A 13650-nucleotide genomic window follows, 5' to 3' on the forward strand; every position below is an offset into this window, starting at 1 on the left:
ACTCAGCGCGGTTGCAGAAGGAGCAATAGCCTCACATCAATGCCCGCATCTTGCGCACGTTTTTCTTCGATGAACTTGTCCAGTTTGTCGAGCGCAACACGGTGGACCGCGATATCTTCTCCATCCACGCCGCCACCTTCGCCGGTTTTGGTCAGCCCATCCGCCTTGAATAGCGAAAAGCTCTCGGAGACCATGCCGGGGGATGAATAAAACTCTCCGCAATCTTCCATGTGATCGGCATGATATCCGGTTTCCTCTTCCAACTCCCGGATCGCGGCCGTCGCTGCGTCCTCATCGGCGCTGGCGTCATGATCACCAACCAGGCCTGCAGGCAATTCTATGCAGTTTTTGCCCAGGGGTACACGAAACTGTTCGACCAATATGACATGCTGACCATCGTCGGGATCGTCATCAATCGCAAGAATGACAGCGGCCCTGATGCCTCGGCTACGGGAAACATATTCCCATTTTCCCTTGCGCTTTGCCGTTACGAAACGGCCTTCCCACATGGTTTCTACGGGGGAGTCGTCATCATAATGGCTCAAAGTTCGATCAACCGATCAGGCAGCTCGTTGGGATTATTGTCAGTCTTGGGAAAATGTTCGGACAAGACAACACCCATTTGCTTCACTGCTTCTGCCATTCCTTCACCCGGCCTGCCGCTGCGCACCAGATCAATCAGCGCAACCATGGCATCGCCCCAAACAGCGGGTTCCACTTTCTCGACGATCGCATCATCGGCAACGATTTCAGCGCGATGTTCGCGCATCGAAAGATACAGCAATATACCCGTCCGGCCGACGGTTCTGTGATCTGTAGAAACTGTGAACAGGGAAACGGCTCTTTTGCGGACGCGCGCATTCTTGATGGGCGGAGGAATGAGCAGGAACAGTAACGGCTTCCAGATCAGTATCAGTCTCGTCCCGAAGAACTTCAGTGCCGCAAAAGCAAACAGCATCCAGTAAGGCAGGGCGGTCATTCCGCTCCATCCGCCCGACATCCAGTCGAGTATATTCAGATAGATTTCAGGGAACAGGCTGATCACAAGCAGTGCGGTCAGCGCGACCAGTCCTGAAATTGCCCAGGCCACGTCGCCATAGTGATCCGATTGCTCCGTGACGATCGTGACGATTTCACCATTGGTCTCTTTTTCCGCTTCGGAGACAGCAGAGGTTACGACGTTGTGATCATCGGCAGTGAACTGACTGACTTTTCTCATCACCAGCCTCCCGAGGCGCCGCCGCCACCGAAGCTTCCTCCGCCGCCACTGAATCCGCCTCCCCCAAAGCCGCCTCCGCCGCCCCAGCTGGAACCACTGCTGCCGCTGCTACCCCAGCCGGAACCGCCGCCGCCCCAGATGACAACTGGACCAGCTCCGCGGCGATATCGCTTTCCCTTTCTGTTCGAGAACATCGGAATAATGACAAAGAAGATGAGCACAAAGGCCCAGAAAACCATCAGACCGACATTTTCCCGGTCGCCGCTATTCGACCGTTGTCCGGCCTGTTGCGCCAGCAGACGGGCCTCTTCTTCGGGCAAGGCAAGCTGGACTGAAATTCGGTCCACACCGGCGATGATGCCGGCTGGCATGTTCCCATCCCGGAACCGCGGAAGGATGTCGTTCTGGATGATGATGCTGGACAGGGCATCAGTCATGATACCTTCCAGCCCATAGCCGACCTCTATTCGAACTTTCCGCTCGTTGGGCGCAACCAGCAAGATGATACCATTGTCTTTTTCCGTCTCGCCATCGCCATCCTGACCAATCGCCCAGGCCCGGCCCAGTTGATAGCCATAGTCGGCAATGTCATAGCCTTCGAGACTATTGACCGTCGCAACCACAAACTGGCGATTGGATTGCGCCTCTACATCCGCCAATCGGGTAGTCAGATCGGCTTCCTGCGCAGGATCCAGCAAGTCTGCCTGATCCACGACACGGCCGGTAAGCTCGGGAAAGTTTTGGGCTGCGGCGGGTAAGGAAAAAATGGTGAAGGCAATCGCAATTGATGCCAAGAGCGCCTTCACCGATTGAGTCAATCTATGCTGCATCAGCTACCGAAACTTACGTTTGGAGCTTCTTCGGCACCTTCGCTGACAGCTTCGAACGGTGCCATCGGTTCAGCACCGTGGATGATCTTGGCACCAATAATATCTGGAAAGGTCCGGATGGTGGTATTATACTGCCGGACCGCTTCATTGTAGTCACGCCTAGCGATCGCAATACGATTCTCCGCACCTTCGATCTGACTTTGTAGCGCTATGTAATTCTGATTGGATTTGATATCCGGATACGCTTCGACGGTGGCAAGTAACCTGCCGATATTTTGACTTAGGGCACCTTGAGCTGCCGCATATTCAGCCATCTTTGAGACATCTCCCAGCTCACTGGCGTTCACTTGGATAGAAGTTGCTTTCGCTCGCGCTTCAACCACGCCAGTCAAAATCGCCTGTTCACTTGCTGCGGCTCCTTTGACGGTTTCCACCAGATTAGGGATCAAGTCAGCGCGGCGTTGATAATATGTTTGCACATCCGCCCATTTGGCTTTTGCCTGTTCTTCAGCAGTCGGAACACTGTTGATTCCGCAAGCACTCAGCGCGAGGGCCATTACTGGTACCGCAATAAATTTGGTTAGTTTGCCAAGCATTTTAAAATCTCCCACTTTTCGGCACAGCAAGTTCCTGCACCCCATCCACTGTAAAAATAGGTATTTTGAGACGCAAATGCAATGACTTCACTCGACAAGTGCCATGTTATCGGGCAATAAATCCGGTGTCTCAGGGGAAGAGGAGAATATTATGTTGGAAGAATTCAAGGCGTTTATATTGAAGGGGAATGTGCTGGATCTGGCCGTCGCCGTTATCATCGGAGCCGCGTTTGCCACGATCACCACATCATTGACGGAAGATGTGATCATGCCGGTTGTCAGTGCGGTTTTCGGCACACCGGATTTTACAACCATGTTCATATTGCTGGGTTCACCACCTGCAGACTATGCCGGTGCGATGAATGACTATGCCGCTCTTAAAGAAGCAGGCGTTCCCATGCTCGGCTGGGGCCAGTTTTTGACTGTTGTCATTAACTTCATCATTCTGGCGTTCATCATCTTCATGATTGTTCGCTATGCAAACAAGGTGATGAAAAAGGCAGAAGACGAGGCTCCGGATCCGGGTCCAAGCGAAATTGACCTGTTGACGGAAATTCGCGACAATTTGAAAAAATAATCGCAGAATCAAACGTTTGTCAGTAACAGTTATGGGCGTGGATAGTGATATCCACGCCCATTTTCGTTCCGTTATCCCCGGCATTCTCTTTTCATTCAGATTTAAGCGCCTATATAGGCCCTGTCGGCTTCGGCTGACTATGGTGATAAATTGTGATGTGCAATAGGCACAGCGGACCCGGGGGCAGTACCCGGCGGCTCCACCATTTGCAGCGATTTCTGTTTTGCGGAAATCGCTTTGATTGACGGGGCCGAACCAGGATCGACGTGTGTTGAAAAGCATTATTTTTACCCGGCCTGAGTATGCCGTGATTGCTCATAACTATAAGTGCAAACGATAACGAAGCACTCGCAGTAGCGGCTTAAGCCAACGACCTCACGGTTGTAACTTAAGAAGTTAAAGCGCGGTTGAACCCACCGGGCAACAGAAGGGAATTCAGCGGTTTGGTGAGCACCGGGCAACAGAAGCTCACCACCTTCTTCCAGACAGATCACCGGGCAACACCGATCCTCGCCATGTTCTCACTGACATTGGGTTGACCGGACTAGTAGTCCTCGCCGTAAGCCTTGTGCAATTCAATGGCTTCGAGCATCTTCGCACCCGCCAAAAATACAGCGCCGGTTGTGGCCAGAAAAAGCAGTTTTCCCCCAAAGCCCGGATATTCAATCAGGTAAGCCTGACCGCGTGCGACGGCACCTGTAGCAAGGGCATATGTGATCAGGAACGCCTCAAATTTCGTCTTGATAACAAAGAGACGTTTGAATTTTTTCCACATGCCTATTTCTTAGCAAGTGCTGTGCCACCTGCAGAATACTGCCGTTTTTTGAGTATCCGACTAGTTAACTGTAAATTAATTCGACAGTTGAAGGACAATTATCCCCTGTCCAGTTGAGCCAGTCCGCAAGATTTCAGCAACGCACTGCGCGCCGTCCGGATTTTATCCTTCAATCCCGTTTCAGCCAGTTGGGCCGGGACAATATTCTCCGGCCAATATTGTTCAACTACAGCAGCGATCTGGTCGAGTTTTTCAGGGGAAGCGATGAACCGCTGATCGACGGTTTCGGGGTCGGCGACAACGCGCAAGCGCAGACATGCTGGTCCGCCGCCATTGGCCATCGACTGTCGAACGTCGACCGGACAAAGTTTTCTGATCGGTCCGTTGCCCGCAATCAGCTCTTCCAGATAGCTCCAGACTGCCAGATTTTCCCTGGCTTCCGTAGGCAGAATCAAAGCCATGCCCGCATTGCCGGGCAGCGTCACCAATTGTGCGTTGAACAGATAGGACTTGATGGCGTCATTCAGACTGACCTTGTCGGCCGGAACGGTCACGATTTCGACTTCGGGAAATTTCTGCTCCAGTTCGGCATAAAATTGATCGCGATGTTCGAAGGCCTGCTCATGTGCGAACAACACCGGACCATTTGCGACCGCGACGACGTCATTGTGGAACGCGCCCGCAGCAATGGCCTCGTTCGATTGTTGTGTGAAAAGCACCTTGTCATCAGACAAGTCATGGGTGCGCGAAATTGCCTTGCCAGCTTCAATATGCTGACGCGCCGGGTAGGGACCGCCACTTTCTCCGTAGACGAAAACTTCCACTCCCGGACTGTCATGTGAAACACATAGCCGCATATGATTGGCGGCGCCTTCATCACCAAAGGCCGGCGGAACCGGATTATGAACCGCGAAGCAGGACTTATCGCCAAAAGCGATTTGCAACTGCGCCAGCGTTCCTGGCCATTCATGACTGCGATGCGGCATCGTTCGAAGATTGGCGACAGTCAGATGGCATCTACTATCATTGCTGTCCGGGGCAGGGGAGATTGTGGCCGCATTGGCAGCCCACATCGCGGAGGCAGAATAGCTGGCTGCCCTGATATGAGGTTCGGCATTGTCGCTGTCGGTCCCCAGAGAATCGAGCCAATCGTCATTGGGTCGGTCAAGCGGCATGAAAAAGCCTTGCGTCAGACCAAGGTCCAGATTGTGTCGCATCTTCGCGAGGCCCTGCAATGCCGCCTGGCGCGGATAGGACATTTCACCAGCATTGGATGACGAGGCGATGTTTCCAAGACTCAGCCCAGCATAATTGTGACTTGGTCCGATAATTCCGTCGAAATTGATTTCCTGTATCCTGTTCATGACTCACTCATCGGGGGATGTGGCGGACCTGATCGCCCACGGAAAGGCCCAATATGTCAGCCCCTTCCTGATCGATAGTGACGCCGTCACCGTCCTGATGGACCAGTGCATAAGTCGCCTGAAAATCATGAAGTCTGCCGCGGGAGACTATTGATTTTGTGCCCCGTTCACTAATTGCCGTGATGGTCGACTTCCTGGAATTTCTGATGCTGGTAACATCATCGGTTTTGGCAATCATCGTTGGGCCGCCATCGAAAATATCGACATAGCCGTCATAGGAGAAATTTTCGTTCTCCAGCATCCGCATTGCTGCGCGCCCATTGGGATGAGGTATGCCAATCGCCGCCCGCGCTGTCTCGCTGAGCATCGCAGTATAGATGGGATGTTTGGGCATCAGATCGGCGATAAACTGGTTGCCGTGAATGGCGTTGAAATAATCCGCCTCCTGAAAATTCATCCCGAAAAACCGACCCGCCAGACCATCCCAGAACGGCGAGCCGCCAGCCTCGTCGATGACGCCCCTTAACTCGGCAAACAAACGATCACCAAAACGGCTGCGATGCTCCTTGATGAAAAGATAGCGGCTGCGTGCCAGAAGCATGCCCAAACCGCCGGCGCGTTCGCCGGGATGCAGAAAAAGCCCGCCCACTTCGCTCGATCCTTCCAGATCGGTAACCAGACTGAGCATCTGCGCCGTAAATGTGCGGTCTAGCTCTTTGCTGGTCTGAGAGAGATTGCTGAGCCGGTAGGAATAGAACGGCCAGCTTTGACCGACCATTGTGAACAGTTGTGAGGTCCCCCGCACGACACCGGTCTCGACATTTTCGAGAACCATGACAAACAGATCGTTGCCATGCTCGTCATCCGCTCGGTCATAGGCATTGGCAGAGCGTTCGAGCTTTGCGGTCAGGCTGTCCTTGTCAGCTGGCAGGTTGGTAAAACCGCCACCAGTCAATTTTGCCATTTCATAGAGATGCTGCAGATCATCCATCTGCGCGGCACGTATCCGAAAACTCATAAGCCTCCCTTTTCGGCAATCCGCATGATTGTCAGTGCCGATAACTGTGTGCGTTCGACCAGACTGTCGGTGATCAAAAACTCATCCGAACTATGTATGGCCCCGCCCCGTACGCCCATAGTATCGACCACCGGTATGCCGCAAGCGGCGATATTGTTTCCGTCGCAAACGCCTCCGGTTGCGCGCCAGGCAATATCCAGTCCGAGATCCGATCCGCATCGTTTGACCAGATCGAACAGCTTCTGCGCTTGCCCATCAATTGGTTTCGGGGGGCGTCCGAAACCGCCATGACAATGCACATCAAGGTCATGTTCCGTAGCAATGGATTGCACCAACCTGTCCAGTGCGGCTTGAGCATCAGCCTGATCTTCAAGCGATTTCGGACGGAAGTTGACGCGCAATATGGCATGTTCAGGAACTGCGTTGTTCGGGCCGCCACCATCGATTTTCGCGGGATTCACGCTTAGGCCTTCGCGGTGCAACGCCTTTAGCTTTAGCGCCATATCTGCCGCGGCAATCAGCGCATTGCGACCTTCATCCGGATTGCGTCCGGCATGTGCACTTTTGCCGGTGAAAATGATCGAGAAATTGCCGCTGCCACCGCGCTCTCCGGCGAGCGTGCCGTCGGGCAGGGCCGGTTCGTAGGTGAGCGCTGCGAGTTTGCCTTCCGCACATTGTGTAATCAGTTTGGCAGAGGATGCGGATCCCGTTTCTTCATCGCTGTTGATCATGATGTCATAACCGATTTTGCTGGCCACGTCGCTTTGTTCGAGCAATTGCAGGGCGCCGAGCATCACGGACAGCCCGCCCTTCATGTCCGCCACACCGGGGCCTCCGAGCACGCCGTCTTCCAGCCATGTCAGCTTTTGAAAGCTGTGATCGGCGGGGAACACAGTATCCATATGACCGGTCAAAAGAATGCGGTGCGCGGCATCGGGGCGGATTTTGGCGACGAGATGCTGGCCGCGCTGAACCTGATCTATGGTGCCATCTTGTCGAACCGCATCTACAGGCGCTGGATCTACGAGTTCCACAGTTCCGGGCAGTACTGAAAACGCGTCAGCAAGCAGCCCGCTTACCGTTTTTAATCCTTCCAGATTAGTTGATCCACTGTTGATTTTGGCCCAGTTTTCCGTCCGTTCAAGCAATGGCAAGCCATTTGCATTTTCGAGACAGCGGCGTTCCGGGAGAGATTCAATCGTCATCCCAAACTGATAGCAATTGCAATCAGTTGTGACCACCTGATTCCGGCGACAAGGCCAGATTGGCTCTGTTCAGTTTTGCGCGTCCCGGATCAACTCTGTCAGTTCGCCATGGATGCCGGTCCAGAGATCACGCTCGTCAAGCCTGGACTCGGGGATGGTTTCCATGATGATTTGAACCGCGGCGTCGACCAGTCCGCCAAACCAGTCAATATGCACATGCAAGGTTTCTTCGTGATGGGGGACGGTACTGCCGAACATGATTCTGATCTCTTCGGGTCGGTCAACCCAGTTCATCAAACAATAGAGTACCGAATCCACCATTTCCGTTTCGAGCTGCACAGCATTGCCCAGCCCATGTTCGTTAAATGATGCCCGGGCATCAGGATGCAATGCGTAATAACGTTCGATTACGGGTTTGGTGATATCGCCGAGCTGATCAGCTGTGCGTTCCAGGCTGGTTTCAACCAGTGCCAGTTTCTGTGTGCGGTCCATTATCGTGATGTGTGAACGATCCTCCGAAGGTCGGCAATGATTCAATATGATTTTCGATTTCCGTCATTTACAAAAACCTCGCTGCCCGGCATAGGTTCCAGCCGATTCCTCCCCGGGCTTAAATCATCAGTGTGCCTTCGCGGATATTCGCGAAAGTCTCGCGGAACGTTATATTAAAGGGAATCAACAATGTCCGAATATGTCAAACAGAATGGCGTGCAGATCGCTACGGAACTGTTTCGTTTTGTGAACGAAAGGGCATTGCCCGGAACCGGCGTCGATCAGGAAAAATTCTGGGCAGGTTTTGCCGATCTGCTTGGCCGTTTTGCGCCCGTAAACGCGGAACTGCTGGCGAAACGGGAGACGATTCAGGCGCAGATTGATCAGTGGCATCGTGATCAGCAAGGCCAGCCGGTTGATCAGGACCAGTACCAGGCTTTTCTGCAGGAGATTGGCTATCTGGTCGATGAACCGGCCCCATTTTCAATCACGACTGAAAATGTTGACCCTGAAATTGCTACAATGGCCGGCCCGCAATTGGTGGTGCCGTCGCTGAATGACAGGTTTGTTCTGAACGCAGCCAATGCGCGCTGGGGCAGTCTTTACGACGCCTTTTACGGGACGGATGCTCTCGATGCCGCGCCGGCACAGCCGGGCGGCTATGATCCCGTACGCGGCGCGGCGGTGATCAAGGCGGCAAAGGCGTTTCTGGATGAAACCTTCCCGCTAAGCTCGGGGTCCTGGACGGAATATACCGGCGGTGAACCTGCTTTGGCAGACGCGACTCAATTGGTTGGTCGCAATGGCGATTCACTGTTGCTCAAGCATAACGGACTGCACGTTGAAATTGCGATTAATGCCAATCACCCCATCGGCAAAGACGATCCGGCTCATATTGCCGATGTCCTTATGGAAGCAGCGCTGACCACGATTATCGATATGGAAGATTCGGTCGCTGCGGTGGATGCAGAAGACAAGGTGCTTGCCTATACCAACTGGCTGGGCCTGATGCGCGGTGATCTTGCCGCGAAATTCATGAAAGGCGGCCAAGAAGCGGAGCGCCGGGCAAATCCGGATCGCGAATATGTCGATCAGGAAGGTAACGCCATTGCGCTCGCAGGTCGCAGCCTGATGTTCGTCCGCAACGTCGGCCATCTGATGACCAATCCGGCCGTGTTGCTGGCGGATGGTTCAGAAGCTCCGGAAGGATTGCTCGACGGTGTGTTTACCAGCCTGATTTCCATGCATGATCTGAAGGCGCTTGGCACCTATCGCAACAGCAAAGCCGGCTCGATCTATATCGTGAAACCAAAAATGCACGGGCCGGAAGAATGTGCATTCACCAACGATCAGTTTGATGCGGTTGAAGATCTGCTTGGACTGGTGCGCAACACGATCAAAGTTGGCGTGATGGACGAAGAACGCCGGACATCTGCCAATCTTGCGGCCTGTATTCATGCTGTGAAAGACCGGATCGTGTTTATCAACACCGGTTTTCTGGATCGCACCGGCGATGAAATTCACACCAGCATGCAGGGCGGTGCGATGGTTGCCAAAGCGGATATGAAATCCAGTGACTGGATCCAGTCCTATGAAGATCGCAACGTGGCCATTGGCCTGGCTTGCGGCATGTCCGGCAAGGCGCAGATTGGCAAAGGCATGTGGGCCGCTCCGGATATGATGGCGGACATGATGGAGCAAAAAATCGGCCACCCTATGACGGGTGCAAATACCGCCTGGGTGCCCAGCCCGACTGCGGCCACATTGCATGCGATCCACTATCACAGACTGGATGTGTTTGCGCGCCAACAAGAAATCACCGGTCAGGAAATACCTGCATTGGGCAAATTGCTGACCATTCCTTTGGCAGATGGCCACAATTGGTCTGATGATGAAATTGAACGCGAACTGGACAATAACGCACAGGGCATATTGGGATATGTGGTGCGCTGGGTTGATCAAGGCATCGGCTGTTCAAAGGTTCCGGATATCAATGATGTCGGGCTGATGGAAGATCGCGCAACCTTGCGGATATCATCGCAGCATATGGCCAACTGGATGCTGCACGGGGTTTGCAGCGCCGAACAGGTTGACGCCGCATTGTTGCGGATGGCAGCGAAGGTCGATGGACAGAATGCGGGTGATCCGCTCTATCGTCCGATGGCGGACAATCCCGATAGCAGCCTGGCGTTTCAGGCGGCGCGCGATCTGGTCTTCAAGGGCGTGGAACAGCCAAGCGGATATACCGAACCGCTGCTGCATGCCTATCGCCGCAAGTTAAAGGGTAGCTAGACCTTTTGTGAAAGCTGGCGAGCAAGCGCCGTAAATTCAGCAACGCTGACGGTATCTGGTCGGCGCGTGCCCTCAATGCTGACCGCTTCCAGAGCCTCGAGGCCGCCGCGCAGTCCTTTCAGACTTTGTCGAAGCATCTTGCGGCGCTGGCTGAACGCCGCCTGCGTCAGATTCTCAAGGACGCTCGGGATCACGCCATCGGGTTGCGCCTTGGGAGTCAGGTGCACGACAGCTGACATGACTTTTGGCGGCGGGGTGAAAGCTGATCGATGCACCGGCATGGCCAGTCTGGCCTCGCTTCTCCACTGCGCCAATATCGATAGACGCCCATATGTTGATGAGCCTTCACGCGCGACGATACGTTCGGCCACTTCGCGTTGAAACATGAGTGTCAGCGATTTCCACGCCGGCGGCCAGTCGCCCCGGGATAGCCAGTTCACCAGCAATGCAGAACCAATATTGTACGGTAGGTTCGAAATGATGTGAAAGGGTTGCCGGAACAGTTCCGACGCATCAATCTTCATCGCATCATCGCTGATGACATTCAGCTGATTGGGGAACACATCGCCCAGTTCATCAAGCGCGGGGAGACACCGTTCGTCTCGCTCCACCGCGGTGACTACAGCACCTGCCTGAAGCAATGCCCGGGTCAATCCGCCCGGTCCGGGGCCGACTTCAAACACCGACTCCCCGTCCAGATCGCCCGGAATAGCGGCGATGCGGGCAAGCAATTGGGAATCCAACAGGAAATTCTGACCCAGCGATTTGCTGGCAATCAACCCGTGTTTCCGGATGACATCGCGGAGGGGAGGGAGATTGTCTTTTGGGTTCGGGCTATCGTTCAATGGTCATATTTCTGACGATTGGACACGGCCATCGCAGCCATTTCAATGGCGGCAATCATCGAGCGCGGGTCTGCCATGTTCTTGCCGGCAATCTCGAATGCCGTTCCGTGGTCGGGAGAAGTTCGGACAATGGGCAGGCCCAGCGTCATGTTCACGCCGTCAAAAAAGTGAAGCGTCTTCAAGGGAACCAGCGCCTGGTCGTGATAGGGGCATAGCGCGACATCATATTTTGCCCGAGCGTCGTCGTGAAACATCGTGTCGGCTGGCAGGGGGCCGATAACATTCATGCCCGCGGAACGCAGTTCCTCGATCGCTGGAATCATGATTGTTTTCTCCTCGGTTCCCAGACTGCCGTCTTCGCCGGCATGCGGGTTCAGACCAGCCACGGCGATGCGTGGCTGGAGAATACCGAAATTGCGGATCATGGCTTTTACTGCAGCTTCTGCACGCGCAACAATCAGCTGCCGAGTGAGCTGCGCGGGAACCTCCTTCAATGCAATATGCGTCGTCATCGGAATAACCCGCAGGGAGGGGCCAGCGAGCATCATGACCGCATTTTCTCTGGCAATTCCGCATCTTTCCGACACGAATTCCGTTTGCCCGGGATATCGAAAGCCGACCTTGTAAAGCTGAGATTTTGACACAGGAGCGGTAATGATCGCCCCCGCATCTCCCGAGCGGGCGAGGCCGCAGGCAATTTCGAGCGCATGGGATGCACATTGCGCACCGTCCAGCGTGGGGGTGCCGGGCGTAGCGGCATCTCCGTCGTGAATATGAAAAACCGGCAAGGCATGAACGAACGCGTCTCTGGCCTGCGCGGGTTCTCCGATTTTCACGATGGGAATATCAACCTGCTTTTCGAAATCGGCAACATTTCCGATTGCAAAAAATGGCTCCAGACTGTGCTCCTGGCGCAACGACCAGCTTTTACCGATAATTTCAATGCCGATACCGGAGGGGTCGCCGCAGGAAATGGCGAAGGGTTTGCTCACCCCATCGGCTCTCAGTTATATTCGATGATGGCGTCACGTCTCAAGTCGCGCAGATAGATTTGAGCGCGCTTGTTTACCCGTTCATTTTCGAGCTGCGACATGATCTGGTCAAAAGAAGGTGCAGATGCACTTTGGGGATCATCACGACCGCACAGGATCAAAACCCGCACGCCTTCTTCAACAGAACCGAATGGCGGACTGGCCTGGCCAATTTGCAGTTGGGCAATTGTGCCTTGCAGCGGTCCCGGCAGATCTCTCAGCCGGACCTGATCATTGTCGACGATCGAAGCACCGATCTGGTTGGCCATTTCATTGGCAGCGCCGCAGCCCTTGATGTTCTGTGTTGCCTCGGCAAAAGCTGCTGCATTGGCAGTCGCCTCCGCCTCAGAGACACCTTCCGGGAAGGAAATCGCGAGCTGTTTCAGGCTCAAAAGTGCATTGCGCGGATCGGCGGTCAAAATCTGGCGTTGATCAATCAGGTACAGGATAGAAAAGCCTCCGGGAACCTGTACCGGGCCTACAACTTGCCCGATCTGCATCTGAACCGCTGTTTCGGCTAGTGATTGCGGTAGCTGTGCGGGGCGAACCCAGCCCAGGTCTCCCCCAGTTGCTGCCGTCGATGCTTCTGAAAACTGACGAGCATAGGCAACAAAGGAACCGCCGCCGCGAATTTGTTCCAGAATTTTGCGCATATTGACTGCGACCTGTTCAGCGGTCTCCTGATTAGCAGACATGTATATTTCGCCGATGCGATATTCGGTGGTGCCTTTTGATGCATTAAGACGTTCGATAATCGTGTTGACCTCTTCATCGCCAACATTGATGAACGGCTGGATGTTGCGACGCAGCAGTCTGCTCCACGCCAGCTCTCCCTTGATCTGCCGTTTCAGCGTATCACTGGAGGAACCGCGTGATCGCAAATATTGGTCAAATGCATCAAGGTCCTGCTTGAAATTCTGTCGTGCCACCTGATCGAAGGTCGAATTGATTTCTTCCGATGCAATGACGATCTCGTTGGCTTCGGCTTCCTGAATCTGCAGCGTTTCATCTATCAGATTCCGAAGGACCTGCAGGCGCAGTCGGTTGCGTTCTTCATCTGACACTTCACCGCCATTTGCAGCCACGATCAACGCCAGACGATGGCCAACATCCGTCCCCGTGATGATGTCGCCATTCACAACCGCAGTAGCACGTCGGACATTGGGATCGTTTTCGCCAAAAATTGTCAGCTTTTCAGGAATATTCAGGCCGGCTTGTGGCACGCTCTCATCTGCGACGGTCTGGCCGGACAAGCTTGAAGCACCAAAAAGCAAGGCGCCGGTAAGTATCGCCATTTTCGATGCATTTTTCATTTTCAACTTCGACGTAAAAATCATTTCTGTTTCTTTTCAATAATTCAAAGCAATATTAGCGCAGGTTATACCAAGAGGGCGCTGAACCCAATA

The 13650-nt window shown here is 54.0% G+C and carries 14 protein-coding genes and 1 other RNA gene; 3 read left to right on the forward strand and 12 right to left on the reverse strand.

The window, feature by feature from the left end; translation table 11 throughout:
• Positions 1-2: 2 nt before the first annotated feature.
• The 4 genes from ABJI30_RS11060 to ABJI30_RS11075 are packed head-to-tail and all read right to left on the reverse strand — an operon-like array spanning position 3 to position 2645.
• Positions 3-545, reverse strand: a complete 543-nt coding sequence (locus tag ABJI30_RS11060) for an NUDIX hydrolase (RefSeq protein WP_348016753.1) — start codon at positions 543-545, stop codon at positions 3-5.
• Positions 542-1219 carry a hypothetical protein gene (locus ABJI30_RS11065; RefSeq protein WP_348016754.1) on the reverse strand — a complete coding sequence of 226 codons (678 nt, stop codon included), beginning with the start codon at positions 1217-1219 and terminating at the stop codon, positions 542-544. Before ABJI30_RS11065 ends, ABJI30_RS11060 begins: the two co-directional genes overlap by 4 nt.
• Entirely contained in the window at positions 1219-2025 is an 807-nt protein-coding gene (locus ABJI30_RS11070; RefSeq protein ID WP_348016755.1) for a TPM domain-containing protein, read from the reverse strand. The genes ABJI30_RS11065 and ABJI30_RS11070 overlap by 1 nt, the downstream gene beginning before the upstream one ends.
• Before the next feature lie 23 nt (positions 2026-2048).
• The gene (locus ABJI30_RS11075; RefSeq protein ID WP_348016756.1) at positions 2049-2645 is read right to left on the reverse strand and encodes a LemA family protein; all 597 of its coding nucleotides are present in this window, start codon (positions 2643-2645) and stop codon (positions 2049-2051) included.
• Positions 2646-2796: 151 nt separating this feature from the next.
• Between ABJI30_RS11075 and mscL the strand changes: the two genes are divergently transcribed.
• Both mscL and ssrA read left to right on the forward strand, forming a co-directional pair.
• The gene (gene mscL / locus ABJI30_RS11080) at positions 2797-3222 is read left to right on the forward strand and encodes a large conductance mechanosensitive channel protein MscL (protein WP_348016757.1); all 426 of its coding nucleotides are present in this window, start codon (positions 2797-2799) and stop codon (positions 3220-3222) included.
• Positions 3223-3306: 84 nt separating this feature from the next.
• Positions 3307-3698: a transfer-messenger RNA gene (gene ssrA, locus ABJI30_RS11085) on the forward strand.
• 68 nt (positions 3699-3766) lie between these two features.
• Here ssrA and ABJI30_RS11090 read toward each other — a convergent pair.
• The 5 genes from ABJI30_RS11090 to ABJI30_RS11110 form a co-directional block, all read right to left on the reverse strand.
• A complete protein-coding gene (locus ABJI30_RS11090; protein WP_348016758.1) occupies positions 3767-3997 on the reverse strand; it encodes a hypothetical protein in 231 nt (76 codons plus the stop codon).
• A gap of 98 nt (positions 3998-4095) precedes the next feature.
• Positions 4096-5361 (reverse strand): N-succinylarginine dihydrolase, encoded by a 1266-nt coding sequence (locus ABJI30_RS11095; RefSeq protein ID WP_348016759.1) that lies wholly within the window; start codon positions 5359-5361, stop codon positions 4096-4098.
• 7 nt (positions 5362-5368) lie between these two features.
• Complete coding sequence (locus ABJI30_RS11100; RefSeq protein ID WP_348016760.1) at positions 5369-6379, reverse strand: arginine N-succinyltransferase; 1011 nt, start codon at positions 6377-6379, stop codon at positions 5369-5371.
• Positions 6376-7584: a hydrolase gene (locus ABJI30_RS11105; protein ID WP_348016761.1), complete on the reverse strand. Its 1209-nt coding sequence runs from the start codon at positions 7582-7584 to the stop codon at positions 6376-6378. Before ABJI30_RS11105 ends, ABJI30_RS11100 begins: the two co-directional genes overlap by 4 nt.
• A gap of 69 nt (positions 7585-7653) precedes the next feature.
• Positions 7654-8076, reverse strand: a complete 423-nt coding sequence (locus tag ABJI30_RS11110; protein ID WP_348016762.1) for a hypothetical protein — start codon at positions 8074-8076, stop codon at positions 7654-7656.
• A 189-nt stretch (positions 8077-8265) separates the two neighbouring features.
• Here ABJI30_RS11110 and ABJI30_RS11115 point away from each other — a divergent pair, with 189 nt between their 5' ends.
• Positions 8266-10368 carry a malate synthase G gene (locus ABJI30_RS11115; protein ID WP_348016763.1) on the forward strand — a complete coding sequence of 701 codons (2103 nt, stop codon included), beginning with the start codon at positions 8266-8268 and terminating at the stop codon, positions 10366-10368.
• Here ABJI30_RS11115 and rsmA read toward each other — a convergent pair.
• The 3 genes from rsmA to ABJI30_RS11130 all read right to left on the reverse strand — a co-directional run bounded on the left by rsmA (position 10365) and on the right by ABJI30_RS11130 (position 13581).
• Entirely contained in the window at positions 10365-11147 is a 783-nt protein-coding gene (gene rsmA / locus ABJI30_RS11120; protein ID WP_348016764.1) for a 16S rRNA (adenine(1518)-N(6)/adenine(1519)-N(6))-dimethyltransferase RsmA, read from the reverse strand. The genes ABJI30_RS11115 and rsmA overlap by 4 nt on opposite strands.
• Before the next feature lie 62 nt (positions 11148-11209).
• A complete protein-coding gene (gene pdxA / locus ABJI30_RS11125) occupies positions 11210-12205 on the reverse strand; it encodes a 4-hydroxythreonine-4-phosphate dehydrogenase PdxA (RefSeq protein WP_348016765.1) in 996 nt (331 codons plus the stop codon).
• Between the two features lie 11 nt (positions 12206-12216).
• Complete coding sequence (locus tag ABJI30_RS11130; RefSeq protein WP_348016766.1) at positions 12217-13581, reverse strand: peptidylprolyl isomerase; 1365 nt, start codon at positions 13579-13581, stop codon at positions 12217-12219.
• Between the last annotated feature and the right edge of the window lie 69 nt (positions 13582-13650).

The organism is Parasphingorhabdus sp., assembly GCF_039968395.1.
Classification (GTDB): Bacteria; Pseudomonadota; Alphaproteobacteria; order Sphingomonadales; family Sphingomonadaceae; genus Parasphingorhabdus.

Coding starts and splice junctions, on each gene's coding strand:
- ABJI30_RS11065 (WP_348016754.1), bottom strand. CDS start 1,219: ATGAGAAAAGTCAGTCAGTTCACTGCCGATGATCACAACGTCGTAACC.
- ABJI30_RS11075 (WP_348016756.1), bottom strand. CDS start 2,645: ATGCTTGGCAAACTAACCAAATTTATTGCGGTACCAGTAATGGCCCTC.
- mscL (WP_348016757.1), top strand. CDS start 2,797: ATGTTGGAAGAATTCAAGGCGTTTATATTGAAGGGGAATGTGCTGGAT.
- ABJI30_RS11090 (WP_348016758.1), bottom strand. CDS start 3,997: ATGTGGAAAAAATTCAAACGTCTCTTTGTTATCAAGACGAAATTTGAG.
- ABJI30_RS11095 (WP_348016759.1), bottom strand. CDS start 5,361: ATGAACAGGATACAGGAAATCAATTTCGACGGAATTATCGGACCAAGT.
- ABJI30_RS11100 (WP_348016760.1), bottom strand. CDS start 6,379: ATGAGTTTTCGGATACGTGCCGCGCAGATGGATGATCTGCAGCATCTC.
- ABJI30_RS11105 (WP_348016761.1), bottom strand. CDS start 7,584: ATGACGATTGAATCTCTCCCGGAACGCCGCTGTCTCGAAAATGCAAAT.
- ABJI30_RS11110 (WP_348016762.1), bottom strand. CDS start 8,076: ATGGACCGCACACAGAAACTGGCACTGGTTGAAACCAGCCTGGAACGC.
- ABJI30_RS11115 (WP_348016763.1), top strand. CDS start 8,266: ATGTCCGAATATGTCAAACAGAATGGCGTGCAGATCGCTACGGAACTG.
- ABJI30_RS11130 (WP_348016766.1), bottom strand. CDS start 13,581: ATGATTTTTACGTCGAAGTTGAAAATGAAAAATGCATCGAAAATGGCG.